Raw genomic sequence first — 26,647 nt, forward strand, 5'->3', positions numbered from 1 at the left:
TCCGATGGCAGACAGGCTTTTGACAGTCCGCGATCTGGTGATCGACATTCCCGTCGGCGGCGGCACCCTGCACGCGGTGCGCGGTATCGACTTCGAACTCGACCGGGGCGAGGTGCTCTGCATCGTCGGCGAAAGCGGCTCGGGTAAATCGCTGACCTCGCTGGCGCTGATGGGGCTTCTGGGCAAGCGGATCAAGCCCAAGGCGACGCAGATGGACTTCGACGGCACCGCGCTGCTGAGCGCGTCGAAGAAGACCATGCGCGGCCTGCGCGGCGCCCGCATGTCGATGATCTTCCAGGAACCGATGACCTCGCTCAACCCGGCCTATACCATCGGCGATCAGCTGATGGAGGCGATGCTGTTGCACCGTGACGTGCCGCGGTCGCAGGCCCGGGCACGCGCGGTCGAGCTTTTGGAAAAGGTCGGTATCACCGCCGCCGAAAGCCGGCTGGGGCAATATCCGCACCAGCTGTCGGGCGGGTTGCGGCAACGGGTGATGATCGCCATGGCGCTGATGTGCGGGCCGGAGCTGATCATCGCCGATGAGCCCACCACCGCGCTCGACGTGACGATCCAGGCGCAGATCCTGCGCCTGCTGGTCGATCTGGTGCGCGAGATGGGCATGGCGATGATCCTGATCACCCACGATCTGGGCGTGGTCGCCCGGGTCGCCGACAAGGTGGCGGTGATGTATGCCGGCGAGCTGGTCGAGACCGGGCCGGCAAAGCAGATCTTCGAGGCGCCGATGCACCCCTATACCCGCGGGCTGCTGCGCTGCATCCCGCTGCCGGGCAAGACCAAGCGCGGCAGTGAGCTGGGCACCATCCCGGGCATCGTGCCGTCGCTGGTGGGCAAGGTGTCGGGCTGTGTGTTCCGCACCCGCTGCGGCTTTGCCACCGAGGCCTGCCGGGGCGATATCCCGCGCCACCTGCGGGGTCCGCAGGCCTTCCGCTGCGTGCTGGACGACGGCGGGCTCTCCCAGGAAAAACAAGAGGTGCAGGCATGACCGCTCCGGTTCTGGAACTGCGCAACGTCGTCAAGACCTATAGCGTGAAACAGGGGCTGATGGGGCGCCCGAAGCCCCTGACCGCGGTGAAGGACGTGAGCCTGAGCCTTGGCCGCAGCGAGGTGCTGGGGCTGGTGGGGGAATCCGGCTGCGGCAAGTCGACGCTCGCCAAGATCCTGCTGGGGCTGGAGGCGCCGACCTCGGGCGAGGTGCTGGTGGATGGTGAGGCCTTGGGGGCGCAGGATCGGCTCAAGCTGGCCCGCCGCATCCAGCCGATCTTTCAGGATCCCTATTCCTCGCTCAACCCGCGCAAGAGCATTGCCGATATCATCTCGCTGCCGTTGCGGGTGCATGGCATCGGAGACGCCGCCAGCCAGAAGCAGGCCGTGCGCGAGATCCTCGATGTGGTTGGCCTGCCGTCGCGGGTGATGAACACCTATCCCAGCCAGATGTCGGGCGGTCAGCGGCAGCGCGTCGCCATCGCCCGGGCGCTGATCATGAAACCCGAGATCGTCATCTGTGACGAGCCGACCTCGGCGCTCGATGTGTCGGTGCAATCGCAGATCCTCAACCTGCTGGGAGAGCTCAGGCGCGAATTCGGGCTGACCTACCTCTTCATCTCGCACAACCTTGCCGTGGTCGAACATCTCGCCACCCGGGTGGCGGTGATGTATCTGGGGCGGATCGTGGAAGAGGCCGAAACCGGCGAGCTCTTCGACAATCCGCGCCATCCCTACAGCCGCGCGCTGCTGAAATCGGTGCTGACCCCGGAACCGGGGCTGGGCGTGCCGGATACCCAGCTGGGCATGGCCTATCCCAACCCGATCAATCCGCCCTCGGGCTGCGCCTTCCATCCGCGCTGTCCGCTGGCGACGGAGCTTTGCAAGACCAGGGCCCCGCGCCCGGTGGCGCAGGATGGCGGCCTCGTGGAATGCCATCTCTACGACCCTGAAACCGAAATGTTCGAACAGGCCTGACCCTATGAAAACCTCGCTCTCGCGCACCCAGACCGTCACCAAGACCGTGATCCAAACCAAGGGGGGCGTGGTGGCGTCCCAGCACAGCCTCGCGGCGCAGGCCGGGGCCGCCGTGCTTGCCGCCGGGGGCGACGCGGTGGATGCGGCGGTGGCCGCCTCCTTCGTGCTGGGGGTTCTCGAACCCTGGATGAGCGGCCCGGCCGGCGGCGGTGCCATGATGCTGTGGCGGGCCGACCCGGGCGAGGCGATCGCGCTGAACTATGGCATGCGCTCGCCCAAGGGGCTCAAGGTTTCCGATTATCCGCTGTCGGGCAAGGGCAAGGCCGGCGATCTCTTCCCCTGGGAGGAGGTGGTCGACAACCGCAACGTTCAGGGCGCCACCGCCGTGGCGGTGCCGGGCGTGGTCGACGGGCTGGGCCAGGCGCATGCGCGCTGGGGCAGGATGCCCTGGGCCGATCTGCTGGCGCCGGCCATCGCCCATGCCAGGGCCGGCATGGAGGTCGACTGGTACGCGGCGCTGATCATCGCCTCCACCACCCGCGAACTGGCGAAGGACCCGGACGCGGCGGCGATGTTCCTGGAGGACGGTCAATGGCCGACCATTGGCGCCTGGACGGCGCTGGCGGAGAAGCGGATCGACCAGTCGAAGATGGCCGCGACGCTGGAAGAGATCGCCCGCAGCGGCGCCCGCGCGCTGTACGACGGCGATCTGGGCGCGGCGCTGGCGCAGGACGTGCAGGACAAGGGCGGCAGCCTCAGCCATGAGGATCTGCGCGACTATCGCGCGACCTTCCACCCGGCGCTGAGCTTTGCCTATCGTGACGCGATGATCCACGCGGTGCCCGGGCTGACCGCGGGCCCGACGCTGCAACAGGCGCTGAGCCTGGCGGCGGAGACGCCGCTGTCGGGCAGCAGCACCCCGGATGGTGAGGCCTATGCCGCCTGGGCGCGGGGGCTGAAATCGGCCTATGTCAGCCGGCTCTCCGGCATGGGCGACACTGGCGAAAGCACCAGCGCACCGGGGTGCACCACCCATTTCTCGGTGGTCGACAAGGACGGCAACATGGTGGCGATGACCCAGACGCTGCTGTCGATCTTCGGCAGCCGGGTGGTGTCGCCCTCGACCGGGCTGCTCTTGAACAACGGTATCATGTGGTTCGACCCGGAGCAGGGCAAGCCCAACTCGCTCGGTCCTGACAAGGCCTGTCTGATGAACGTCTGCCCGGTGCTGGGCGAGAGCGGCGAGACCCGCTTCGCCTTCGGCGCCAGTGGCGGGCGCAAGATCGTCTCGGCCGTGGCGCAGTTGGCTGGCTTCGTCACCGATTACGGCATGGATGTCGGCCAGGCCTTCCACAGCCCGCGGATCGACGTTTCGGGCGGTGAGACGCTGGTGGCGGATGAGACGCTTTCGTCGGACATCCTCGCCCGGCTGGCCGAGGAGAACGAGGTGCAGACCACCAAGCGCACCGTCTTCCCCTATGCCTTCGCCTGCCCGGCGGGGGTGATGCGGCGCGGCGGTCTGAACTCCGGCTGTACCGAGATCATGTCGCCCTGGGGCGATGCGATCACCGAAGAGGAGATGGCCCAATGACCCGCAACGACGCGATCGGCACCATTCACGCCTATTTCGACGAAGGCCGGTTCCAGACCGAGCTGGCCGAACTCGTCGCCTATCCCACCGAAAGCCAGAATCCGGAGGCGGCGCCGGAACTCGGCCGCTATCTGGAAGCGGCGATGAAGCCGCGCCTGACGGCGATGGGCTTTGATTGCGAGACCTTCGACAACCCGGTCGAGGGCGCCGGCCCCTTCCTGATCGCCGAACGGCACGAGGGCGACGATCTGCCCACCGTGCTGATCTACGGTCATGGCGATGTGATCCGCGCGCAGGAGGGCATGTGGCGCGAAGGGCTCGCCCCCTTCACCCTGGTGGAGGAGGGCGACCGGCTCTATGGCCGGGGCACCGCCGACAACAAGGGCCAGCATCTGATCAATATCGCCGCTCTCGACGCGGTGCTGGAGGTGCGTGGCAAGCTCGGCTTCAACACCCGCATCTTGATCGAGACGGGGGAGGAGACCGGATCCCCCGGCCTGCGCGAGTTCTTTGCCGCGCAGAAACCACGGCTTGTGGCCGATGTTCTGATCGCCTCGGACGGGCCGCGCCTGCAGCCCGATACCCCGACCATGTTCATGGGCGCCCGCGGCGGTTCCACCTTCGATCTGGTGGTCCATCTGCGGCAGGGCGCGCATCACTCGGGCAACTGGGGTGGGCTTTTGGCCGATCCGGCGATGATCCTGGCGCAGGCGCTGTCGGTGATCACCGACGCGCGCGGCCAGATCCAGGTGCCGGAATGGCGCCCCGACAGCCTGACGCCGAAGATCCGCGCCGCCCTCAGCGACCTGCCGCTGAAAATGGACGATGGCCCCACCATCGACGAGGACTGGGGCGAGGAAAGCCTGAGCCCTGCCGAACGTGTCTTCGGCTGGAACAGCTTTGCGGTCCTGGCGATGAAAAGCGGTGTGCCCGAGGCACCGGTGAACGCGATCTCTGATTACGCCAAGGCCACCTGCCAGCTGCGGTTCGTGGTGGGCACCGATCCCGATCAGATCGTGCCGGCGCTGCGCCGCCACCTCGACGCCCATGGGTTTGGTCAGGTGCAGATCGTGCCGCACAAGCGTGGGTCGTTCCCGGCGACGCGGCTCGACCCCGATCACCCCTGGGCCGCCTTTGTGCGGGGGTCGCTGGAGCAGACCGCCGGCAAGCCGCCGCATGTGTTGCCGAACCTGGCAGGATCGCTGCCGAACGATTGCTTCACCGATATCCTCGGCCTGCCGACGGTCTGGGTGCCGCATTCCTATCGCGCCTGTTCCCAGCACGCGCCGAACGAACATGTGCTGAAGCCGATCTGCCGCGACGCGCTCGGTTGCATGGCGGGGCTGTTCTGGGACATCGGCGATACCGGCGGCCCGGTCTGATTTTCGATCGGATTGCCCCGGAGGTGTCCGGGGCAGGCCGTGGTTCGATTGATCCGGGCCCGTTCCGCGCAGGCGGGGCGGGCCCGTTCCTTTGCGCCCCGGGAACGCTCTGCGCGGTCGCCCGGCACTGTCCCGGGATCGACGATGCTCACGAATCGTCAGTATTATGTTATGTTGCGAGCGCAGGCTAAGCGTTTTTCATAAGGAGAGTGGCATGACACCCTGGGAAATTCACGGCTTCGAACTCGCGAACTGCAACTGCAACACGGGCTGCCCCTGTCAGTTCATGTCGCTTCCGACCAAGGGCTCCTGCGAAGCTGCGGTCGCCTTCGTCATCGAGAAGGGCCGCTACGGCGATGTCGATCTGTCCGGCACCAAGATCGCCCAGGTCTACAAATGGCCGGGCGCGGTGCATGAGGGCAATGGCACCATGCAGACCATCATCGACGAGAGCGCGACACCCGAACAGCGCGCGGCGCTTGAGAAGATCGCCACCGGTCAGGACACTGAGGAAATGGCGACCTTCTGGTGGGTCTATTCGGCAATGAGCCCGAACAAGCTCGAAACCCTCTACAAGCCGATCGACATCGACATGAATTTCGAGGGCCGCAGCGGATCGGCCCGGGTGTCGGATGTCTTCGAGACCAGGTTCGAGCCGCTGGTGAATCCGGTCAGCGGGGCGGAACACCGTGCCCGGATCGATCTGCCGCACGGTTTCGAATATCGCGTGGCCGAGGTCGGCAAGGCGACGACGAAGACCTCGGGCGAGATCGAGATTGCCGACAATATCGGCAGCCACGCGCATTTCTGCGAGCTGCACCTGAACAACGCCGGTGTGCTCGACGCCGCCTGATCCGGTGGACCGGGGACGGAGATGGGCGATGCGGTTCTGATGGAGCGGGTGCTGCGGCGCGACAGGCTGTTGCTGGTGGCGCTGCTCGCCCTGCTGGTCGTGCTGGCCGGCTTCTACACCGTGTTCGGTGTGGGGATGCGGATGTCGGCGATGGAGATGACCGCCATGCGCGGCATGCGCGACATGCCGGGCGGGGCGGTTCCGGGGGATTGGCGCCCGGGCTATGCCCTTCTCGTCTTCCTGATGTGGTGGGTGATGATGATCGCCATGATGGTGCCGAGCGTGGCACCGACGGTGTTGTTGAACGCGGCACTGCTGCGTCATGCGGGGCGGGCCGGGGCGGTGCCGGCGATCTCCGCCGCCTTCCTGGCCGGCTATCTTGCCGTCTGGGCCGGGTTCAGCGCCGTTGCCACTGCCACCCAGTGGGGGCTGGAGGCGGCCGGCCTGGTCTCGGCCACGATGATGACGCTCACCGATACCGCCGCCGGTGCGGTGGTATTGATCGCGGCGGGGGTCTTTCAGTTCACGCCGCTGAAGGCGGCCTGCCTCATCCAATGCCGCTCTCCGATCCGGTTCCTGACCGAACGGCGGCGCCCGGGACGGGCAGGGGCCTTCCGGATGGGGCTGGAGCACGGGGCCTATTGCCTCGGCTGCTGCTGGTTTCTGATGGCGCTGCTCTTCGTCGGTGGCATCAGAAACCTCTATTGGATCGTGGGCCTTGCCCTCTTCGTGGCGGTCGAAAAGCTGACACCCTTCGGCGCGGCGCTCGCCCGGTTCGCGGGGGCGGGGCTGATCGCCTGGGGCGCGGTGCTGCTGTTGCAGGCCGTCTGAGGCTTTCCGCCCCGAACCGGCGCCGGCGAAAGGCGGGGCTCAGACCGTCGCGACCGCGAAGATCGCCGGCGCCTCGAAGGACACCGTGCCATCCGCGTTGCAGTATTTTCCCAGCCGCTCCGCTGCGGCGGCCTTGAGATCTGCCATGATCCGCGGCGTCGCCGCCCCGGCGAGCGTCCAGCCGCCGATCTCGGTCTCGAGCCAGCCGTCAAGCGACGCATGGCGGATCTGCCCGGTCTTGGGGCTGAGGGTTGCGGTGTCGAGCCCGGCCGCCGCCAGCAGGCTTTCCAGCGCGCCGGCGCCGCCCAGGCAGAACGGTGCCTTCAGCGCCTCCGCCGCCTCCGGCCCCATGATATCGGCCAGCATCGGGATGAGATCGCAATAGCCCGGCGAGTCCTCCCAGGGGGCGAACACCGAAACCGCGACATGGCCGCCCGGATGGCAGACGCGCGCCATTTCGCGCAGGGCCTGGACCCGGTCGGCGAAGAACATCAGCGCGAACTGGCAGGTCACCGCGTCGAAAGCCTGGTCTTCGAAGGGGAGCGTCTCGGCCGGGGCCTGTTCGAAATGCACCTGCGGCGCCAGTTCCCGCGCGACGGAGAGCATACCGTCGTTGAGGTCCACCGCCGTGACGCTGGCACCGCGTTTGAGAGCGGCCCGCGCCACCACGCCGGTGCCGGTGGCCACGTCCAGAACCCGGCCGCCGCCCCGGATGCCGGCGGCCTCCACCAGCCAGGGGGCGAATTGCCCGAACAGCGCGGGGACGAAGAACGCCTCATAGACCCGTGCCGCATCCGCCGTGATCTGGCCGGCGGCGGCCTCTTCCTGTTGCAAGCTCATGACCTCCTCCTGTCTTCAGAGCCGTGTCGGGGCAGTATAGCACAGATGCGGACGCCGCCGGTCGCAACATCGGGGGCCATGCTGAAACCTGGAGGCGGCGGGAAACGAGCGTTTCCCTTTTCGCCCCCGATCCTGCTAATGTTGATCGGACCAGTCGTAATACCCGGGCGGCCAGCTGCAGATGATCACGCAAAAGACGAAATACGCGCTCAAGGCGCTCATGGTGCTGGCGGATGAGAAGGCGGGGGAGGGCACCGCCCTGCGGATCGAGGAGATCGCCGACCGCTCTGGGGCGCCCAAGCGGTTTCTGGAACACATCCTGCTGGATCTCAAACGCGCAGGGCTGATCGGCAGCCGGCGCGGCCGCAATGGCGGTTATGAGCTGATCAAGGATCCAAAGCGCGTGTCGCTGGCCGAGGTGCTGCGCCTGATCGACGGCCCGATGGCGCCGCTGCCTTGCCTGTCGCGCATCGCCTACCAGCGCTGCGACGATTGCAAGGACGAGGAAACGTGCCGGGTGCGCGCCGTCTTCGGTGGATTTTACGCCGCCTATATCGTGATGATCGAATCCCTGACGCTGGCCGATCTGATGTCGGATTCGCGACCTCTGGAGCGGTTTTCGCTGTCGGGACCGGGCCTCGGAGAATAATTCCCTATAATCACGACTGAATAAGACGTGATTTTTCCTTTGCAATACACGACTATCTCTGTCGTAATTATGTGGTCAGGTCGTGCCGGCGATCGTCTCCCGCAGTGCGGGGGCGGCCGCAGGGGCGAAACGGGCCTTGCCGACGCTCCTGACACCGGGGCGGGGCCGGTTCAGCAGAGGAAGTCACAATGTTTCAGACCATCACGATCGGGGCGCATGCGCTTGCGCAGGGCGAGGTGATCCGAAGTCTCGGCGACGGACGTATCGAGATCGACGCCGGCGGCCTCCGTCTTGTCGGCGCACCGGTGACCGGCGGCGGGGCGGCCGCGCGGCCGGTCACGGGCCTGCGCCGGTTCCTGCCGGGGCGGCGCTGGCGGCAGGGGGGTCTTGCGGCGCTCTGCGCGCTGGCGCTCAGCTTCGGGCCCGGCGCGGCGGTGGAGGCGAAGGAAACGCTTGATCTGCTCAACGTCTCCTACGATCCGACCCGGGAATTCTATCGCCAGTACAACGCGCTCTTCGCCGAGTGGTGGACCGGCCAGGGGCATCCGCCGGTCACGCTGCGGCAATCGCACGGCGGCTCCGGCGGCCAGGCGCGGGCGGTGATAGACGGGCTCGGGGCGCAGGTGGTGACCTTGGCGCTGGCCGCCGATATCTCTGCCATCGCCGAGCGCAGCGGCAGGATCCCGGCGGACTGGCAGGCGCGGCTGCCGCATAACTCTGCCCCCTATACCTCGACCATCGTGTTTCTGGTCCGTGCCGGCAATCCCAAGGGGATCACCGATTGGGATGACCTGATCCGCGACGATATCGAGGTGATCACCCCGAACCCGAAGACCTCGGGCGGGGCGCGCTGGAACTTCATGGCGGCCTGGGCCTGGGCGCTGACCGCCTTCGATCAGGACGAGGCCCGCGCCCGCGACTACATGCGCGCGCTTTATCACAATGTTCCGGTGCTCGACACCGGGGCGCGCGGCGCCACCAACACCTTCACCCGGCGCGGCATCGGCGACGTGCTGCTGGCCTGGGAGAACGAGGCCTTCCTGGCGATGATCGAGGCGGGTGCGGGCGGCTTCGACATCGTTGTACCCTCGGTCTCGATGCTGGCCGAACCCCCCGTGGCGCTGGTCGAGGGCAATATCGCCACGCCCGAGCAGCATGCCCTGGCCGAGGCCTATCTGCAGCATCTCTACAGCCCCGAGGCGCAGGCGCTCGCGTTGAAGAACTTCTACCGCGCCTGGGATGTCTCTGCCGCATCGGCGGAGGACATCGCCCGCTTCCCCGATGTCGAGCGGCTGTCGATCGACAGTTTCGGCGGCTGGGACGCGGTGCAGCCGGCCTTTTTCGGCGACGGCGGCCTGTTCGACCAGATTTTCGAGGAGCGCTGAGCGATGCGGGCTTTCCGTCTTCTCGCTCCGTCGCCGCTGCCGGGCGCCGGGCTGAGCTTCGGCATCATGATCGCGATGCTCTCCGCCGTCGTGCTGTTGCCGATCATGGCGCTGATCGGCCAAGGGCTGATCACCGGGCCGGCGGCGCTCTGGCAGGTGGTCGGCACCCCCCGGGTGCTGAGCGCGCTGGCGCTGTCCTTTCGTGCCGCGCTGATCGCCTCGGTCTTCAATCTGATCTTCGGGCTGCTGCTGGCCTGGGGGCTGGTGCGCTACCGGTTCTGGGGGCGCCGGGTGATCGATGCCGCCATCGATCTGCCCTTCGCGCTGCCGACGGCGGTGGCGGGGATCGCGCTGACCGCGCTTTATGCGCCGAACGGAGCGTTCGGGCAGTGGCTGGCGCCGCTGGGGCTGAAGATCGCCTATGCCGAACCGGGCATCTGGCTGGCGCTGATCTTCATCGGGCTGCCCTTCGTGGTGCGCACGGTCCAGCCGGTGATGGAAGAGATCGACCGCGAGGTCGAGGAGGCCAGCGCCACCCTCGGGGCAGGCCGTTTCTACACCCTTCGCCGGGTGGTTCTGCCGATGCTGAGCCCGGCGCTGCTGACCGGCTTCGCTCTCGCGCTGGCGCGGTCGGTGGGAGAATACGGATCGGTGATCTTCATCGCCGGCAACCTGCCGTTCAAGACCGAGATCGCGCCGCTGCTGATCGTGATCCGGCTGGAGGAATTCAACTATGGCGCGGCCACCGCGATCGGGCTGGCGATGCTGCTGATCTCTTTCGCGATGCTGCTGCTGATTAACGCGCTCCAGGTCTGGAGCAGACGGAGGATCGGAAATGTCTGATATCCAACACGCATCCGCCGGGGCCGTTTCGGTCACGACCGAGCCGCCGCTGGCGCGCGGCCTGGTGATCGGGGCGATCCTGCTGCTGGTCTCGGTGCTGCTCTTCGCGCCGCTGATCGCGGTCTTCGCCGAGGCGCTGAGCAAGGGCTGGGCTGCCGCCTGGGACGGCATCTCCACTCCCGATGCCCGCGCCGCGATCCGGCTGACGTTGATCGTCGCGGCCATCGCGGTGCCGCTGAACGCGATCTTCGGCATCGCCGCGGCCTGGGCGATCACCAAATTCGACTTTCGCGGCAAGGCGGTGCTGATCACCCTGATCGATCTGCCGTTCTCGGTGTCGCCGGTGGTTGCGGGGCTGGCGCTGATGCTGCTCTTCGGGGCGGGATCGGGGCTGGGCGGCTGGCTGATCGCGCAGGATCTGCAGATCGTCTTCGCCTTTCCCGGCATTGTCCTCGCCACGATGTTCGTGACCTTCCCCTTCGTCGCGCGTGAACTGATCCCGGTGATGGCCGAACAGGGACGGGCGGAGGAAGAGGCGGCGCTGACGTTGGGCGCTTCCGGTCTGCGGCTGTTTCGGACCGTCACGCTGCCCAATATCCGCTGGGCGCTGCTTTACGGTCTGCTGCTCAGCACGGCGCGGGCGATGGGCGAATTCGGCGCGGTGGCGGTTGTTTCCGGCAAGATCCGGGGGGAGACCACCACGATGCCGATCATGATCGAGATGCTCTACAACGAATATCTTTCCGTCGCGGCCTTTTCCCTCGCCGCCACGCTGGCGCTGCTGGCGCTGCTCACGCTGTTTCTGAAATCCCTGCTCGAATGGCGCTATGCCGATGTGCTCTCCGCCACGCGGCGCGTCTGAAAGGACCGGACATGTTTATCGAAATCGAAGAAATCGCCAAGGCCTTCGGCACCGAACACGCCCTGCATCCGGTGTCGCTGGCGATCCCGTCGGGGGCGCTGGTGGCGCTGCTGGGGCCGTCGGGCTCGGGCAAGACGACGCTGCTGCGCATTCTTGCCGGGCTGGAGTATCCGACCTCGGGCCGGGTGCGGTTCGATGGACGGGAGGCCACCGGGCTCAGCGTGCAGGACCGCCGCGCCGGCTTCGTGTTCCAGCATTATGCGCTGTTCCGCCATATGACCGTGTTCGAGAACATCGCCTATGGGCTGCGGGCGCGCAAACGCCGTGATCGCCCGACCGAGGCGGAGATCCGGCGCCGGGTAACCCGGCTGCTCGATCTGATCCAGCTGCCGCAGATCGGTGGCCGCTATCCCGGCCAGCTCTCCGGCGGTCAGCGCCAGCGGGTGGCGTTGGCGCGGGCGCTGGCGATCGAACCTCGCATGCTGCTGCTGGACGAACCCTTCGGTGCGCTTGACGCCAAGGTCCGCAAGGAACTGCGTCAGGGCCTGCGCGAGATCCACGATACCACCGGGCTCACCACCGTCTTCGTGACCCACGATCAGGAAGAGGCGATGGAGCTGGCCGATCTCGTGGTGGTGATGTCGATGGGCCGGATCGAACAGGTGGGACGGCCGGTCGATATCCGCACCCGCCCGGCCAGCGCCTTCGTCCGCGCCTTCACCGCGGCCTAATGGCGGCGCGAGTGGTGGCAAGAGGGCGAGGTTCCGCGCTCCGCCGTACCGGTCGGTGCGGCGGAGCAGGGCTGGAGACAGGGCCAGGACTATGAGCTCAGACACGACCGACATTCGTCTCGACCGGATCGACCGCCGGATCCTGCAGCAGCTGATGCGGGACGCCAGCCTGCCCGTTGCCCGGCTGGCCGAACGGGTGGGGCTGTCGCAGACCCCCTGCTGGAAGCGGGTGCAGAAGCTGGAGGCGGCCGGGATTATCCTCGGCCGGGTGGCGCGGGTGGCGCCGAAGCCGGTCGGCATCGGCCTGATCGCCTTTGTCGAGATCGAGGCACAGGACCACAGCGACAGCTGGCGCGCTGCGTTCCGCGAGACCGTGGCACGCTTCGACGCGATCGTCGAAAGCTATCGGATGGTCGGGCGGACCGACTATCTGTTGAAGGTCGCGGTGGCCGATACCGATGCCTTCGACGCCTTTTACCTGCAGTTCACCCGGGCGCTCCCCTGCCGCAATGTGACCTCCAAATTCGCGATGGAGACGTTGCACGCCACCACCGCCTGGCCGATTGATGTCGAGACCCCTTGAGCGGCTGCGGCAACCGGTGCCGGCGGCTTAGCCGCACTCGGGGAAGAAGACGTAATCGGTCACCCGGCCGAACAGGACATCCTCCGCCGTCAGATCCGCCGCCGCGATGTCGTGCACCAGCACCGAGACGTTGCCGGCGGAGATGCGGGCGCCGCCGGCCTCATCCACGATGGTGAGATCGTCAAAGGCGTAGGCGACCTCACCGAACTGCAGCAGGTCGATGCCGTCCTCGAAATCCAGAACCTCGTCGTTGGCGCCGTGGCCCCGGTTGAAGGCGAAGACATCGGCGCCGCGCCCCCCGGTCAGCATGTCCTGGCCGCGTCCGCCGATCAGCACATCGGCGCCGTTGCCGCCGAACAGGTGATCGCGGCCGTCCTGACCGTGCAGCGTGTCGCCGTGACGCCCGCCGAACAGCCGGTCGGCGCCGTCGCCGCCCGCCAGCACATCGGCGCCGTTGCCGCCAAAGAACTTCTCGTCGATCAGCCCGCCCTGGATACCGTCATCGCCGGCGCCGGCCTTGACCGTCTGGGCGAAGCCGTTGACATAGAGGCAATCGGAAAACGCCGTGCCCAGAACGATCTCCATGCCGGAGATCTCCTGCAGCGTGCCCCAGACCCGCATCTCGAAATAGGGCAGGAACCCATGGGTTCCGGTCAGGGTGACGCCGGCGTCATAGGTCTCGAACGACAAGGTATCGCGGCCCGGGCCGCCCTCGATGACGTAATCGTCGTCGTCGATGAAGAACGTGTCGCGACCGAAGCCGCCGTAGAACACATCGCGACCGGTTCCGCCGATCAGGATATCGTCCCCCTTGTTCCCGGTCAGCATGTCGTCGTTCTCACCGCCCTGCAGCCTGTCGTTGCCACGGCCGCCGTAGAGGTGATCGTTGCCGAGACCGCCGAAGCCGACATCGTTGCCGCCGTCGCCCGAGATGTAATCGTCCCCGGCCTTGCCGGACACCCGATCGGCGCCGGCGCCGCCCCGGAACACGTCGAAGAACTCCGACCCGATGGCGACATCGTTTTCTGCGGTGACCAGATCGATCAGCGGCTGGGCGCCGCCACCGGTGACCGCCGTGGTCAGCGCACTGAAGTAGCTGGCCGCATCCCAGGATGCGCCGGAAAACACCACCTGCCGCGTCTCGCCCGAGAACAGCCGCAGACCTTCGATCACGCCGGTGGTGATGCCACCGGAATGGGTAAACGCACCGTCATAGATCGCCTTGCGGCCGGCGATCTCGCCCTCCACCACGATCCGCGTCGCGGTCCTCTCGGTGACGGTGCCCTGAAAAAACAGATTTTCGACCTGAAATGGCACATAGGAAACAACACGCATCGCTCGCCTCCTCCGTTGCGATTCCGGTGCGCGGCAGCCGGGCCTCCTCCCGTGCGTCCTGACCCCGGTCCGCTTTTCTACAGGTCTGGCGCGGAGGCGTCCTTGATATCAGTCAAGGCGGGGCGGGCGACGATCCGCGCGACCGGTTACCGGTGCGGTTCAGGACCCGGGCGCGCGCGGCAGTTGCCAGCCGAAGCGGACGCTGGCGATGCGCAGGGCGACGGCAAGCAGCACCCCGGCGCTGGCCGCGATCGTTTCCGTCAGCCCCAGCCTGAGGGCGATGACATAGATCGCTGCCCCGGCCAGCGCCGCCAGGGCATAGACCTCTTCGCGCAGCACCCGCGGCACTTCCGTGGCCATCATGTCGCGCAGCATGCCGCCGCCAATGGCGGTGATCACCCCCAGCAGGATCGCGCCGGGCGCCGCCAGCCCGTGCGCCAGTGCCTTTTCGCAGCCCGCAACCGCGAAGACGCCGAGGCCGATGGCATCGAACAGCATGACGGGCCGTTTCAGCCGGTCGATCAGCGCGCCGAAGAAAAACGCGCAGACGGCGGCGGCGCAGACCGCGCTCAGCGGACGGAGGGTACTGAAGACCGCCGGCGGCGTGTCGCCCAGAAGCAGGTCGCGGACGATCCCCCCGGCCACCCCGGTCGCGGCGGCGAGCACGAGGATCCCGAAGATGTCGAGCTGCCGGCGGATGGCCACCATCGCACCGCTGAGCCCGAAGACGAATGTGCCGAGCACATCGAGAATACCGAAGAGCGTGATGGCGGACATGGCTCTCTGCCTCTTGCTGTCGGGGGTTGGTGTCGGGGGGCAGTCTATCAGCTGCCGCGGGGCCGCCAAGGTGGCGAAGGCGGGCGGCGGCATCGGCGCGGGAGCGAGAACGGCATTTGCGCCGGGTCGAGAACCGGGTAAACCGGCCGGGCAAAGCGGTCAGAGGGAGAGAACGATGCGCGGAACCATCCTGATGTCCCTGGCGGCGGCGGGGCTGGCCCTGACCCTCGGGGCGCAACCGGCGGCGGCGGCTTGGCGCGACCGCTACGAGGTCTTTGGCGTCGAAGAGGGCGACATGCTGAAGATGCGGGCCGGGCCCGGCACCGGCTTTGTCGTCATCGTCGGCCTGCCGAACGGCACCGGGCTGCGGGTTCACAGCTGCGAACAGACCGGCGGCACCCGCTGGTGCAAAGTGTCGCTGGAGCGCGCGCACGGGCTGCAGGGCTATGTCTCCTGGGCCTATCTGCGCAAGAAGTGAGGGGGCTGGGTGGGTCGTCCGCCCGTCGTGGTCCGCCCGGGATCAGAAGATGCCGATCCGATGCGCCAGCCGCTTCCAGTCTCGCATCCTGCGGTCCAGATCCGTGCCCGCCGCGTTGGCGGTGGCGTGGGCCAGGAGGCTGGTGGCGGCGTTGAGCCCGAGGATCGATTCCAGGAACAGCCCGGTCTTTGACGGCGTGTTGATCACCGCGTCGGTCACGTCATGGGCCCAGTGGCAATATTCATCGGTCACCACCACGACCGAACGCCCCTGATCGCGCGCCAGCCGGGCCAGCGTTTCACATTCGGCGGCATAGGGGATGACGTCGATGATCAGCAGGCAGCTGCCGCCCGCGGCCGGTGGGTCGAGCCATTCCGACAACATGCTGTCGTGCCCGGACAGGAAGCGGACCCGGGGCCGGGCGAGGGCGAGCCGGCGCGCGGTATCCTCGGCCAGGCCGCGCACGGTCTGGAACCCGGTCACATAGACATCCGTTGCCTCGCGCAGATACCGTTCGGCGGCCTGGAACGCCGGGGTGTTGATCTTGGCATAGACGGTGCGGACCGCCAGCAGTTCCGCATTCATCTGCTCCTGCCAGTCCTCGGGCAGTTCGGCACCGGCATCGGCCAGGCTTTCGCCGCTGACGGAGTAGCGGTGGCGCAACATCGCCTTGAACTCCTTCATGCCGGCACAGCCGAAGCGGCGCAGCATCCGTCCCACGGTGATCTCGGCCACGCCGGCCTTCTGGGCGATAGACTTGCCGGTTTCGAAGGAAATCGAGGTCAGGTTGAGCAGGAAATACTGCGCCACCTTCGCCTCCTGCTTGGGCAGGGACGCCATGCCCGCTTCCATTCTGCTCACAAATTCATCAAGCGGCGCTTCGGCGTAGGAGGCAAAGCCCTGTGACATGTCGGATCTCCGTGTGACAGAAAACTATCATTTGACGAAAAAGACAGTACGACATCATTTTCTCGACTCAAGGAAAAACCACAAACTGACCTGACAGGGAGAAATCCACGCTATGAAACCGACCTCTCTCGCCCTGACCACAGCGCTGGTCCTGGCCCCGCTGGCGGTTGCCGCCGAAGGCAAGCTGTCGATCTACAACTGGGGCGATTACATCAATCCGGCAGTGCTCGAAGCCTTCACCGCTGAGACCGGGATCGAGATCACGCTCGACACCTACGGCTCCAACGAGGAGATGCTGGCAAAGATTCAGGCGGGCGCCACGGGCTATGACATCGTCTTCCCGTCGGTGCATATGCACGACATCATGTATCAGCTCGGCCTGTTGGCGAAGACCGATATCGGTTCGGCGCCCGGCTTCGCCAATATCGATCCGCAGTTCATCCGCGCAAAGACCGATCCCAAGGCGGAATACTGTCTGCCCTATGCCTGGGGCAATGTCGGCATCGTCTACAACAAGGCGCTGGCCGGCGACATCAAGGGCTGGGAGGATTTCTTTGCGCTCGGCGCCGAGGGCAAGAAGATCACCCTGCTGGACGACCTGCGCGAGACCATCGGTATTGGCCTGATCATGAACGGCAATTCGGTGAATTCCACCGATCCGGCCGAGGTCGAGGCGGCGGCGGACTATATCGTCGACCATCTCGATGGGGTCACCGCCTTTACCTACGATTCCGTGCCGCAGGTGATCTCCGGCGATGTCGCGGCGGCGCATTGGTATGTGGGGGCGAACCTCTTCGTCTCCGAGAACCCGGAGACGATCGGCTATATCATCCCGGAAGAGGGCGCGACGATGTATCAGGAGGACATCTGCGTGCTGGCCTCGGCGCCGAACAAGGAGAACGCCAAGGCGTTCCTGGAATTCTACCTGAAACCGGAGATCGCGGCGCTGAACGTCGCCCAGCAGATGAACGGCACGCCGAACGTTCCGGCGCAGAAGCTGATCCCGGAGGCGATCGCCACGAACCCGACGATCTATCCGCCGCAGGAGGTCATGGACAAGCTGCAGATCTTCGAGGACTTGGGCCGCGACCTGCAGCTCTACAACTCCGAATGGACGCGGATCAAGACCGCGCAATGACATCGAAATGACAACGCAATGACAACGGCCCGGCGGCGCGATCCCGCCGGGCCCCGGGACCGGACGACCATGCCTGCACCTCTTGAAATCATCGACGCTCACAAGACCTTCCGCACGCCGGAGGGTGGCACGCTCACCGCGCTTGACGGGGTGTCGCTCAAACTCGCGGCGGCGGAATTCGTCACCCTGCTGGGGCCGTCAGGCTGCGGCAAGACCACGCTGCTGCGCACCATCAGCGGATTCGAGACGCTGGATGCCGGCGACATCGTGATCGACGGCGCCGCCGTCACCCAGCTTCCGGCGCACCGGCGCCCGGTGAACACGGTGTTCCAGCGCTACGCGCTCTTCGGTCACATGAGCGTGGCGCGCAACGTCGGCTATGCGCTTGAGATCGCCGGGCGCGACAAACGTGAGATCCGCACCCGGGTGGGCGAGATGCTGGAGCTGGTCGGGCTCGCCGGGCTGGGAAAACGCATGGTCTCCCAACTGTCCGGCGGCCAGCAGCAGAGGGTGGCGCTGGCCCGGGCGCTGGCCGGCAAGCCGAAGCTTCTGCTGCTGGACGAGCCGCTGTCGGCGCTGGACAAGAACCTGCGCCAGAAGATGCAGCAGGAACTGAAGGCGCTGCAGCGCGAGCTGGGCATCGGTTTCATCTTCGTGACCCACGATCAGGAAGAGGCGCTGACCATGTCCGACCGCATCGCGGTGCTTGCACATGGCCGGATCCAGCAGATCGGCGCGCCATCGGCGCTCTATCAGACGCCGGTCAATCTGTTCACCGCCGACTTCCTCGGCGAAAGCAACCTGTTGCCTGTGACGCTGGACGGGCAGGTCGCGCGGCTCGCCGACGGGCAGGGCTTCGCCTGCGACCGGCCGGCGGGGCAGGCGACGCTGCTCCTGCGGCCGGAGGCGCTGGGGCTGGCGCGGCCGGAGGGGCCGGCGCTGCGGTTTTCCGGGACAATCGGCGAGGTATACTATACCGGCAAGGACCACCAGGTGACGCTGCAGGCGGAGGCACTGGGCACGCTGCGGGCGCTGCTGCGCACCGGCAGCCCGCTGCCCGAACCTGGGGCGGGGCTGGAGCTCTTTGCACCGGCGACCGGACTGCATCTGATCGACGAGGTGGCGTCATGAGCCTCGCCCGCCGCAAGCTGATGCAGCTGATCGGCCTGCTTGGGGCGCCGACGGTCTTTCTGCTGGTATTCTTCTTCTGCCCGCTGATCATCATGCTGGTCTACAGCTTCCTTACCCCCGGTCTCTATGGCGGGGTGGAATGGCAGTTTTCCCATCTGAACTACGGCCGCATCCTGGGCTGGGCCGATACCCGGTACGAGAAATTCGATCCGGTGTTTCTGGCGATCTTCCTGCGGTCGCTGCGGCTGGCGGCGATGACGGTGGTGACCAGCCTGATCGTCAGCTATCCGGCGGCCTTCTGGATCAGCCGCATGCGCCCGGGCCGGCGCGATTTCGCCATCTTCCTGGTGACGCTGCCCTTCTTCGTCAGCCTGATCGTGCGGCTGTTCGCCTGGGTGCTGATCCTGCGCCCGACCGGTTTTCTGAACCAGGGGCTGATGGCGGTGGGGCTGACCTCGGCGCCGGTCGAGTTTCTCTATACCGATTTCGCCGTCATCCTCGGGATGACCTATGTGTTCATCCCCTTCATGTTCCTGCCGCTCTACAGCGCCATCGAAAAGCTCGACCTGGCGCAGCTTGAGGCCTCGGCCGATCTGGGCGCGACCCGGCTGCAGACCTTTCGCAAGGTGGTGCTGCCGGCCACCATGCCGGGGATCGTTGCCGGCTCGATTATCACCTTCATCCCGGCCCTGGGCAATTTCATCGTGCCCTCGGTGCTGGGCGGGGCCAAGGTGCTGATGATCGGCAATCTGATCGAACAGCAATTCCTGTCGGCGCGGAACTGGCCCTTCGGCTCGGCGCTGGCGATGCTGGTGATGACCGTGGTTCTGGTGCTTCTGCTGCTGCAGCTGCGCCTGGCCCGGCGGGAGGCGCAATCATGATCCTGCGTCGTCTGCTCAGCCTTTATGGGCTGCTGTTCTTCGTCTTCATCTACGCGCCGATCCTGTTGGTGGTGATCTATTCCTTCAACGCCAACACGCTGAACATGATGATCTGGAACGGGTTCACGTTGGACTGGTATCGCCAGATCTTCGGCTTCGAGACCACGATCACCGACAGCGCCACCTATGTCGACAGCTCCGCCCAGCTCTATGCCGCGGTGCGGACCAGCCTGACCGTGGCGCTCTCCACCTCGGTCTTTTCCACCGTCTGCGGCACCGCGCTGGCGCTTGCCGTGGCGCGCTACCGGTTCCGTCTGGCGGGCTTTTACCGCACGCTGATGATGGTGCCGATGATCATGCCGGATATCGTTCTGGGCATTGCGCTGCTGATCTTCTTCATCACCATCGGCATGAACCTGTCACTGATGACCATCATCGTCGGTCAGTCTACCTTTCTGATCTCCTATGTCTTCGTCACCGTCTCGGCCCGGCTGGCGGAATTCGACACCAGCCTCGAGGAAGCCTCGGCCGATCTGGGGGCGACACCGGCGCAGACCTTCCGCAAGGTGACGCTGCCGGGGATCGCCCCGGGGATCCTGGGGGGCTGGCTACTGTCCTTCATCATCTCGATGGACGATCTGGTGATCACCTATTTCATCGCCGGCACCGGGAACACGACCCTGCCGATCCACATCTGGGGGATGCTGCGCCGTGGCATCAAGCCCGAGATCAACGCCATCGCCACGCTGATGCTGCTGTTCACCCTGGTGATCGCGGCGGTCGGCCTCTACTTCAGATCGAGACGACAGAAATGACCGAACCTGCGAAACCGCGCGCCCGCGAATTGGGCGTGCCGCTGCCCGGCACCCCGGGCGGGCTGAATGCGATCACCGATGTGCCGGGGGTCGAGGTCGGCACGGTGGAGCTGTTGTCGTCGCGCGACCCGGCGTTGGCCACCCGCGGCATACAGGTGCAGACCGGGGTCACCGCGATCCTGCCGCGCGGCCGCGATCCGCAGCCGAAGCCGGTCTGGGCCGGGCAGTTCAGCCTGAACGGCAACGGCGAGATGACCGGCGCGCATTGGGTCCGGGACGGCGGCTGGCTGGCCGGGCCGATCATGATCTCGAACTCCCATGCGATCGGACCCTGCCACACGGCGGCGGTGCGCTGGATGATCGAGACCTATGGCGCCACCTGGGAGGATAACCACCTCTGGGCGATGCCGGTGGTGGCGGAGACCTATGACGGGGTGCTCAACGACATCAACGGGCTGCATGTGACCGAGGCCTGCGCCCGTGCGGCGCTGGAGGCGGCGCGGCCGGGCCCGGTGGCTGAGGGTAACAGCGGCGGCGGCGCCGGGATGATCTGTTACGAGTTCAAGGGCGGCACCGGCACCGCTTCGCGCCGGATCGGGATCGACGGCACGGCATTCACCCTCGGGGCGCTGGTCCAGGCCAACCATGGTTTGCGACCCTGGCTGACGGTCGCCGGCCAGCCGGTGGGCCGCGAGATGCCGGAGCACCGGATCGCCGACATGATGACCGAGCGCGGCTCGATCATCGTGATCCTGGCCACCGATCTGCCGCTGTCGCCTGGCCAGCTCGAACGGCTGGCGCGCCGCGCCGCGATCGGCATCGGCCGCGGCGGCACTCCGGGCGGCAACAACTCCGGCGATATCTTCCTGGCGTTCTCCACCGCCAACGAAATGGCGTTGCCGCAGCTGTCGGGCCCGTGGCGGCAGATGACCTGCCTGAACGACGAATTGCTCGATCCGGTCTATCTGGCGGCGGTGGAGGCGGTGGAAGAGGCGGTTCTGAACGCGCTCTGCGCCGCCGAGGACGTGCCGATGGCGCGGCCGGCCACCGGCATCTGCCGGGCGATGGACACCGGACGGCTGATGGAGCTGCTGCGGCGCTAGGCCGGCAAGGATCACCAGCCCCCCGCCGGAAAAAAGCCGGGCCGCCGAAACGACGGCCCGCAGGTGGGGGAGGGGAATGGGCAGGGGTCAGACCACCTGCACCGGCGCGGTCTGGGTCAGCGGCCGGCCCGGGCGGGCGCCGGTGGGTTTGCCGCCGGCAAAGACCTCGCGGCCGTTGACGAAGACCCGGTCGATGCCATGCGCCGGCTGGATCGGATTTTCGAACGTGGCGCCCTCGGCGATGGTCGCGGGGTCGAAGATCACCAGATCGGCGAAGGCGCCGACCGCGATGCGACCGCGACCGCCGAGGCCGAAGCGGTCCGCCGGCATCGAGGTCATCCGCCGAACCCCCTCTTCCAGCGAGAAGAGGCCGACATCGCGCACGTAATGGCCCAGCACCCGCGGGAAGGTGCCCCAGACGCGGGGATGCGGGTGCTTGCCGGTGGGCATGCCGTCGGAACAGATGATCGTGTGTTCATAGGAGAGGATGCGCTGCACATCCTCCTCCGCCATGATGAAGAAGATCCCGGTGGCCGGTAGCAGCCGCTCCATCGCGTCGTCGAGGTCGGTGTTCCACTCCCGCGCGATATCGGCCAGGTCGCGGCCGGCCATGTCGGGATAGGGCTCGCTTTCGGCCACGATCACCCGGGTCGCCTGCTTGTGCCGGCCCGAGTTCAGGATGGTAGAGGAGGCGATCCAGGGCGTGGTGTCGAGACCGACATCGCGCTGCTGCATCTCGTCGTCGATCATCTTCAGCGTGGTGGTGGAGAGCCCGTGGTTGGCGAGGCCCGCGCACTTGTGGTGCGAGACATGGACGCCGCAGCAGCTTTCGCGGCCGACGGCAAAGGTCTCCTCCAGCGCCTCGATCACCCGGTCGCCCTCGTCGCGCATATGGGTGACATAGAGCTTGCCGTGCCGATGGGCGATCTTGCCCAGCTCGATCAGCTCCTCGGTGGTGGAGGCGCGCGAGGGCGGATAGAACGGCCCGGTGGAGACGCCGATCGCGCCCTCGGCCAGCGCCCCGTCGAGCAGGCGGCACATCTCGGCCAGTTCGGATTTGGTGGCGGCCTTGGTCAGATCGTCCATCGCATTGGCGCGCAGGGTCGACTGGCCGATCAGGCAGGCGGCATTCACCGCTGGCGGTTCCGCCGCGATCCGGTCGCGATAGGCGGCATAGGTCGCAAAGATCAGATCGGGGCGGCCGGCGATCGCCGCCAGCTGGCCGGGCAGGTTCTCCGGCCGGGTCACCGGGGCGATGGAAAAGCCGCAGTTGCCGTTGATCACCGTGGTGACGCCCTGATTGGTCATGAATTCCATGTCCGGACGCATGAACAGCGCGGCGTCGTGGTGCACATGCGGGTCGATGAACCCGGGCGAGACGACACGTCCCGCGGCCTCGATCTCGCGGCCGGCGGTCCAGTGGCTCAGATCCCCGGTCGCCACGATCCGGTCGTCGCTGACGGCCACATCGCCCCTGCGGCGCGGCGCGCCGGTGCCATCAATGATCTCGGCACCGCGGATGATGAAATCAGCGTGCATGGTAGTCTCCTGACTTGGTTCGGAAATTATGTGGCGTCGTTATCGGGCTGCGCCGGCCCGTCGTCGCCGCACCAGCGCGCGACGAGATGGAGCAGGATGAAGACGATCATCAGCGGCACCGCCACCGCGATCCAGACGGTCGAGAACGGCAGCGCCTCGGCCATGCTGCGGCTGTGGCGCAGCAGGAAGCCGCGCGCCGGGTTCATGCCGGGGCCGTAGAAGACATAGAACAGGATCGGCAGCAGATAGGTGAGAACGACGATGGATTTCATCGCCTCGGCGGCGATCCCGATCAGCCCGCGGGCGCTGGAGCCGTTGAACAGCGCCGGGTCGAAGCGGCGCTTGAAGCTCATGGTGGCGCCGGTCAGCCCGGCCCAGATCATCGCGTAGCGGGCAAGTTCCTCGGTCCAGGCGGGGGGCTGCTGGAAGATGTAGCGCGCCACCACCTGCAGCATGACGGCCCCCACCAGCACCGCGATGGCGGTGCCCGCGACCACCGTGGCCACCCGGTCGAGCCCGTTCGACAGGCCGATCATCATCTTGGCTGTACGTTGCATGGGGACCGTCCTCGGGTTCGGATTACTGCGCCACCGCCGCGCGGGCGTCGGTCCAGGCCTGCAGGTCCTCGGGGCTCAGCGTCTTGGCCCAGACCTGTTTCGACAGCTCGGCCATCTTGTCGCGCTCGCCCGGGGCCAGTTCGGTGTAGGTCACGCCCAGGCTCTCGTGCTTGGCGCGCACCTTCGGCAGCCAGTCGGCGACCCAGGCGCGGTTGGCGGCGACGCCGGCGGCGATGGCGGCATCGATCTGCGCCTTCTCGGCCTCCGTGAGCAGCGCGTACCAGTCCTCCGAGATCAGAACCACCCGGGTCGAGGGCGAGATCGCGGCGGGGGTGTAATACTTGAGAAAGTCGGTATGCCCGGTCCGGATGGCGGAGTTCGGCGCGTTGAAATAACCCTCGGCGACGCCGGTCTGGATCGCATTGGCGACCTCGGCCCAGGCGACGATGGTGCCGGTCGCCCCCAGTGTCTGGATGAAGTCGAGCTGTTCGGCGTTCAGCGCCCGGAACCGCATGCCCTTCATGTCATCGAGAGAGGCGATGGGGCGGGTGGCATTGTGGATGCCGATCGACCCGCCGATGTAGTTGAAGCCGACCAGCCGCACGCCGTTTTCGATCAACGGCGCGTTCATCTCGGCCAGGATATCGGTGTCCCCGATGATGGCGTCGAATTCCTCGGTCGAGGCGAAGAAGAACGGCAGCGCCACGCCCTTGACCAGGGGCGACATGCCATAGGTGGTCGAAGCAGTGGCAAGGTCGACTTCGACCAGCCCCTGGGCGACCTGGTCATAGCGCTCCTTTTCCGATCCGAGCGTCCCGGAAGGGAAAATCGAGACCTCGAAATCGGTGCCTTTCAGCGCGTCGGCGAAGCCGTGGGCAAAGGCGGCCTCGGCATTAGTGACGGGATCGTCGACGCCATTCATGGCGATCTTGACCTCGGCGGCCTGAACGGCGGCGCCGGCGATCAGGGCCACAGCGGTGGCGGCGAGGGTACGGGACAGAAAACTCATGGCATGCTCCACTGTTGGGTTTTGGTGGGTTATTTGGCCAGCCCCAGAAGCCGGGGCAGGGCGAGTGTGATGTCGGGAAAGAAGGTCAGGACCAGAAGCAGAACGACCTCGGCCAGAAAGAACGGGAAGGTCGCGCGCATCAGCCGCCAGTAGTCCATCTTGACCGTGGTGGCGAGGATCAGCAGCACGCCCCCAAGCGGCGGCGACAGCAGGCCGATGGTGATGTTGAAGCAGATGACGATGCCCAGGTGCACCGGGTCGATTCCCATCGCCAGCGCCACCGGAACGAAGATCGGCGCGAAGAGCGCGACGGCGGCCTTGACGTCCATCACCATGCCGGCGCCGAGGAAGATCACGTTGATCAGCATGAGATATTGCAGCGGCCCCAGGCCCCAGCCCTCGATCACCGCCTTGATCGCCTGCGGCCATTGCAGCAGGGCGGCGAGATAGCTGAAGGTGGAGATCGCGCAGAGGATGATGAACAGCCCGCCCAGCATCACCGCAGTGCGCTGCAGGCTGGCACCGATATCGCCGAGCGACAGCTTGCCATAGCCGATGCCGATCGCCAGCGCCGCGACCACCGCCATCGCCGCCGCCTCGGCCGGGGTCATGAAGCCGAAGAGTGTGCCGCCGAGGATGATCACCGGCAGCGCCATCGCCGGCAGCGCCCGCAGCAGCGAGGGGAAGAACGGCGGCACCTCGACATCGCGGCCGCCCGGGTGATTGTCGCGATGGGCGTAGAAGGCGTTCATCGCCATCAGCACCGCCGCCAGCAGCAGGCCGGGCAGGATGCCAGCGGCAAACAGCGTGGTCACATTGGTTTCCATCAGCGCGCCGTAGAAGATCAGGATCGACGAGGGCGGGATGATCGGCCCGATGATCGAGGAGGCGCCGGTGATCGCGGCGGCGTAATCGAGCGTGTAGCCGCGCCGCTGCATCTCCGGCACCAGCGAGTTGCCGAGCGCGGCGGCATCGGACACCGCCGAGCCGGAGACGCCGGCGAAGAACACCGAGGTGGCGACGTTCACATGCCCCAGCCCGCCCTTGAGCCGGCCCAGAAAGGACATGGTGAAATCGATCAGCGCCGAGGCCAGCCCGCCCCGGTTCATCAGGTCGCCGGCGAAGATGAACAGCGGCATCGCCAGAAAGGCGAAACTGTCGAGCTGGCTGAACAGCCGCTGCGGCAGCACCGCCATGAAGTTTTCGCGCCCGGCGGCAACGAAGGTCAGGATGGCGGAGGCGCCGATCACATAGGCGATGGCAGAGCCGGCCAGGAGGCCGAGAACGGCAAAACCGAGAATGAATGGCGCGGGCATACCCGGATCGTCCCTGTCGTTGTTGCTTTGCGCCCACCTTGGGCAGGGGAGGGCGATGGGGAAATAGAAAACATTTGGCTTTCCCATAGTGTTTTTCTATGCCTTGCCCATCGAACCCTGCGGAGCCCGAGAATGCGCCCTATCACCCTTCAGCGTCTGCAGGTCTTCTGCGCTGTCTACGAGCAGGATTCGATCACCGCGGCGGCACGGCAGCTGCGGTTGTCGCAGCCCACCGTGTCGCGCCACCTGCGCGATTTCGAAGCCGCGCTCGGCCTGTCGCTCTTCGTGCTGGACAAGGGCCGGGTGATGCCGACGGCGGAGGCGGATGCGATCTATCGCGAAAGCCGGTTTCTGTTCGAAGGCGTCAACCGGCTGGAGAACCGGATCGAGGCGTTGCAGAAGGGCGTCGGCCAGACCCTGTCGGTGATGACGGTCAACATGCTGTCGGTGCATTTCGTGCCGCAGGCGGTGCGCCACCTGCTGGGACAGCTGCCGGGGCTGAGCCTGACGCTGGACATCGGCACGCTGGCCCAGCAGATGCATGCGCTGAAGGCGGGGCAGGTCGATCTCTGCCTGGTCGCGGGCAAGGTGCAGGCCGAAGGGGTGCAACTGGAACGGATCGGCCAAGGCCGGCTGTTGCTGTTGACGCCGCCGGATGGGCCGCTGGCCGGCGACGGGCCGTTGCCGATGCGCGATCTCAAGGCCAGCCCGCTGCTGGGCTCCACCCTGCGGGGGCCGGTCGGCAAGGTGCTGGGCGAGGCGCTGGTCGGGCAGGACATCGATTTCAGCTCACAGGTGACGGTGAATTCCCTCAGCCTGGTGCCGCCCCTGGCACAAACGCTCGGGGTGGCCTCGCTCGCCGATGAGTTTACCGCGTATTTCCAGAATGATACCGGATTCGCCATCCGCGATCTGGAGCCGGACCTGAGCTTCGATATCTATGCCATGACGGTGGGGCCGGTCAGCCATCGTTCGGCCGCCCGTCTGCTGATCCAGCGGCTGCGCGCCCTGCTGAGCGACTGGAGCGCGGGCAGCCGGCCGCCGCGTGGCCCCTCGGCCTGAGCCGCCCAGGACGGGCCATCCGGCACAACCGGCGCAGGATTTTCCATATTGATCGGTGGGGGTG

Annotated in this window: 27 protein-coding genes; 19 read left to right on the forward strand and 8 right to left on the reverse strand. The window is 66.7% G+C overall.

Going from position 1 to position 26,647, the window contains the following annotated elements:
• The first annotated feature begins 4 nt into the window (after window positions 1-4).
• The 6 genes from QO033_RS16195 to QO033_RS16220 all read left to right on the forward strand — a co-directional run bounded on the left by QO033_RS16195 (window position 5) and on the right by QO033_RS16220 (window position 6,640).
• Complete coding sequence (locus tag QO033_RS16195; protein ID WP_284482024.1) at window positions 5-1,006, forward strand: ABC transporter ATP-binding protein; 1,002 nt, start codon at window positions 5-7, stop codon at window positions 1,004-1,006.
• The gene (locus QO033_RS16200; protein ID WP_284482025.1) at window positions 1,003-1,983 is read left to right on the forward strand and encodes an ABC transporter ATP-binding protein; all 981 of its coding nucleotides are present in this window, start codon (window positions 1,003-1,005) and stop codon (window positions 1,981-1,983) included. Before QO033_RS16195 ends, QO033_RS16200 begins: the two co-directional genes overlap by 4 nt.
• A gap of 4 nt (window positions 1,984-1,987) precedes the next feature.
• Window positions 1,988-3,574, forward strand: coding sequence for a gamma-glutamyltransferase (locus QO033_RS16205; RefSeq protein ID WP_284482026.1), 1,587 nt, complete (start codon window positions 1,988-1,990; stop codon window positions 3,572-3,574).
• The gene (locus QO033_RS16210) at window positions 3,571-4,956 is read left to right on the forward strand and encodes a M20 family metallopeptidase (protein ID WP_284482027.1); all 1,386 of its coding nucleotides are present in this window, start codon (window positions 3,571-3,573) and stop codon (window positions 4,954-4,956) included. The genes QO033_RS16205 and QO033_RS16210 overlap by 4 nt, the downstream gene beginning before the upstream one ends.
• Window positions 4,957-5,170: 214 nt before the next feature.
• Window positions 5,171-5,809, forward strand: a complete 639-nt coding sequence (locus QO033_RS16215) for a DUF1326 domain-containing protein (RefSeq protein WP_284482028.1) — start codon at window positions 5,171-5,173, stop codon at window positions 5,807-5,809.
• Between the two features lie 21 nt (window positions 5,810-5,830).
• Complete coding sequence (locus QO033_RS16220; protein WP_284482029.1) at window positions 5,831-6,640, forward strand: DUF2182 domain-containing protein; 810 nt, start codon at window positions 5,831-5,833, stop codon at window positions 6,638-6,640.
• A 39-nt stretch (window positions 6,641-6,679) separates the two neighbouring features.
• On the opposite strand, the gene QO033_RS16225 is transcribed toward QO033_RS16220, so the two are convergent.
• Window positions 6,680-7,480, reverse strand: coding sequence for a class I SAM-dependent methyltransferase (locus QO033_RS16225; RefSeq protein ID WP_284482030.1), 801 nt, complete (start codon window positions 7,478-7,480; stop codon window positions 6,680-6,682).
• Between the two features lie 181 nt (window positions 7,481-7,661).
• Here QO033_RS16225 and QO033_RS16230 point away from each other — a divergent pair, with 181 nt between their 5' ends.
• The 6 genes from QO033_RS16230 to QO033_RS16255 all read left to right on the forward strand — a co-directional run bounded on the left by QO033_RS16230 (window position 7,662) and on the right by QO033_RS16255 (window position 12,533).
• Entirely contained in the window at window positions 7,662-8,129 is a 468-nt protein-coding gene (locus QO033_RS16230) for an RrF2 family transcriptional regulator (protein ID WP_284482031.1), read from the forward strand.
• A gap of 188 nt (window positions 8,130-8,317) precedes the next feature.
• Window positions 8,318-9,514 carry a sulfate ABC transporter substrate-binding protein gene (locus QO033_RS16235; RefSeq protein ID WP_284482032.1) on the forward strand — a complete coding sequence of 399 codons (1,197 nt, stop codon included), beginning with the start codon at window positions 8,318-8,320 and terminating at the stop codon, window positions 9,512-9,514.
• Window positions 9,515-9,517: 3 nt separating this feature from the next.
• Window positions 9,518-10,357 (forward strand): sulfate ABC transporter permease subunit CysT, encoded by an 840-nt coding sequence (gene cysT, locus QO033_RS16240; protein ID WP_284482033.1) that lies wholly within the window; start codon window positions 9,518-9,520, stop codon window positions 10,355-10,357.
• Window positions 10,350-11,219 (forward strand): sulfate ABC transporter permease subunit CysW, encoded by an 870-nt coding sequence (cysW, locus tag QO033_RS16245; protein ID WP_284482034.1) that lies wholly within the window; start codon window positions 10,350-10,352, stop codon window positions 11,217-11,219. The genes cysT and cysW overlap by 8 nt, the downstream gene beginning before the upstream one ends.
• An 11-nt stretch (window positions 11,220-11,230) precedes the next feature.
• A complete protein-coding gene (locus QO033_RS16250) occupies window positions 11,231-11,950 on the forward strand; it encodes a sulfate/molybdate ABC transporter ATP-binding protein (RefSeq protein ID WP_284482035.1) in 720 nt (239 codons plus the stop codon).
• 91 nt (window positions 11,951-12,041) lie between these two features.
• Window positions 12,042-12,533, forward strand: a complete 492-nt coding sequence (locus tag QO033_RS16255; protein WP_284482036.1) for an Lrp/AsnC family transcriptional regulator — start codon at window positions 12,042-12,044, stop codon at window positions 12,531-12,533.
• Window positions 12,534-12,560: 27 nt separating this feature from the next.
• On the opposite strand, the gene QO033_RS16260 is transcribed toward QO033_RS16255, so the two are convergent.
• The gene (locus QO033_RS16260; RefSeq protein ID WP_284482037.1) at window positions 12,561-13,868 is read right to left on the reverse strand and encodes a calcium-binding protein; all 1,308 of its coding nucleotides are present in this window, start codon (window positions 13,866-13,868) and stop codon (window positions 12,561-12,563) included.
• Window positions 13,869-14,027: 159 nt separating this feature from the next.
• Window positions 14,028-14,645 carry a trimeric intracellular cation channel family protein gene (locus tag QO033_RS16265; RefSeq protein ID WP_284482038.1) on the reverse strand — a complete coding sequence of 206 codons (618 nt, stop codon included), beginning with the start codon at window positions 14,643-14,645 and terminating at the stop codon, window positions 14,028-14,030.
• Window positions 14,646-14,820: 175 nt separating this feature from the next.
• Between QO033_RS16265 and QO033_RS16270 the strand changes: the two genes are divergently transcribed.
• Entirely contained in the window at window positions 14,821-15,123 is a 303-nt protein-coding gene (locus QO033_RS16270) for an SH3 domain-containing protein (RefSeq protein WP_284482039.1), read from the forward strand.
• A gap of 42 nt (window positions 15,124-15,165) precedes the next feature.
• Here QO033_RS16270 and QO033_RS16275 read toward each other — a convergent pair whose 3' ends face one another.
• Window positions 15,166-15,963: a MurR/RpiR family transcriptional regulator gene (locus QO033_RS16275; protein ID WP_284482040.1), complete on the reverse strand. Its 798-nt coding sequence runs from the start codon at window positions 15,961-15,963 to the stop codon at window positions 15,166-15,168.
• Between the two features lie 181 nt (window positions 15,964-16,144).
• Between QO033_RS16275 and QO033_RS16280 the strand changes: the two genes are divergently transcribed.
• The 5 genes from QO033_RS16280 to QO033_RS16300 all read left to right on the forward strand — a co-directional run bounded on the left by QO033_RS16280 (window position 16,145) and on the right by QO033_RS16300 (window position 21,100).
• On the forward strand, window positions 16,145-17,170 hold the full coding sequence (locus tag QO033_RS16280; protein ID WP_284482041.1) for an ABC transporter substrate-binding protein: 1,026 nt from the start codon (window positions 16,145-16,147) through the stop codon (window positions 17,168-17,170).
• 69 nt (window positions 17,171-17,239) lie between these two features.
• A complete protein-coding gene (locus QO033_RS16285) occupies window positions 17,240-18,301 on the forward strand; it encodes an ABC transporter ATP-binding protein (RefSeq protein ID WP_284482042.1) in 1,062 nt (353 codons plus the stop codon).
• A complete protein-coding gene (locus tag QO033_RS16290; protein WP_284482043.1) occupies window positions 18,298-19,182 on the forward strand; it encodes an ABC transporter permease in 885 nt (294 codons plus the stop codon). The genes QO033_RS16285 and QO033_RS16290 overlap by 4 nt, the downstream gene beginning before the upstream one ends.
• Window positions 19,179-19,997 carry an ABC transporter permease gene (locus tag QO033_RS16295; protein WP_284482044.1) on the forward strand — a complete coding sequence of 273 codons (819 nt, stop codon included), beginning with the start codon at window positions 19,179-19,181 and terminating at the stop codon, window positions 19,995-19,997. The genes QO033_RS16290 and QO033_RS16295 overlap by 4 nt, the downstream gene beginning before the upstream one ends.
• Window positions 19,994-21,100, forward strand: coding sequence for a P1 family peptidase (locus tag QO033_RS16300; RefSeq protein ID WP_284482045.1), 1,107 nt, complete (start codon window positions 19,994-19,996; stop codon window positions 21,098-21,100). Before QO033_RS16295 ends, QO033_RS16300 begins: the two co-directional genes overlap by 4 nt.
• Window positions 21,101-21,187: 87 nt before the next feature.
• On the opposite strand, the gene QO033_RS16305 is transcribed toward QO033_RS16300, so the two are convergent.
• From QO033_RS16305 to QO033_RS16320, 4 genes are read right to left on the reverse strand one after another with little or no spacing between them, the layout of a single operon-like run.
• Complete coding sequence (locus QO033_RS16305) at window positions 21,188-22,639, reverse strand: N-acyl-D-amino-acid deacylase family protein (RefSeq protein ID WP_284482046.1); 1,452 nt, start codon at window positions 22,637-22,639, stop codon at window positions 21,188-21,190.
• 26 nt (window positions 22,640-22,665) lie between these two features.
• Entirely contained in the window at window positions 22,666-23,196 is a 531-nt protein-coding gene (locus tag QO033_RS16310; protein WP_284482047.1) for a TRAP transporter small permease, read from the reverse strand.
• A 22-nt stretch (window positions 23,197-23,218) separates the two neighbouring features.
• Window positions 23,219-24,205: a TRAP transporter substrate-binding protein gene (locus QO033_RS16315; RefSeq protein WP_284482048.1), complete on the reverse strand. Its 987-nt coding sequence runs from the start codon at window positions 24,203-24,205 to the stop codon at window positions 23,219-23,221.
• A 29-nt stretch (window positions 24,206-24,234) separates the two neighbouring features.
• Entirely contained in the window at window positions 24,235-25,521 is a 1,287-nt protein-coding gene (locus tag QO033_RS16320; protein ID WP_284482049.1) for a TRAP transporter large permease, read from the reverse strand.
• Between the two features lie 132 nt (window positions 25,522-25,653).
• Between QO033_RS16320 and QO033_RS16325 the strand changes: the two genes are divergently transcribed.
• Window positions 25,654-26,583 carry a LysR family transcriptional regulator gene (locus tag QO033_RS16325; protein WP_284482050.1) on the forward strand — a complete coding sequence of 310 codons (930 nt, stop codon included), beginning with the start codon at window positions 25,654-25,656 and terminating at the stop codon, window positions 26,581-26,583.
• Window positions 26,584-26,647 lie beyond the last annotated feature (64 nt).

The sequence above is a fragment of the Pseudodonghicola flavimaris genome, from assembly GCF_030164425.1.
GTDB lineage: Bacteria > Pseudomonadota > Alphaproteobacteria > Rhodobacterales > Rhodobacteraceae > Pseudodonghicola > Pseudodonghicola flavimaris.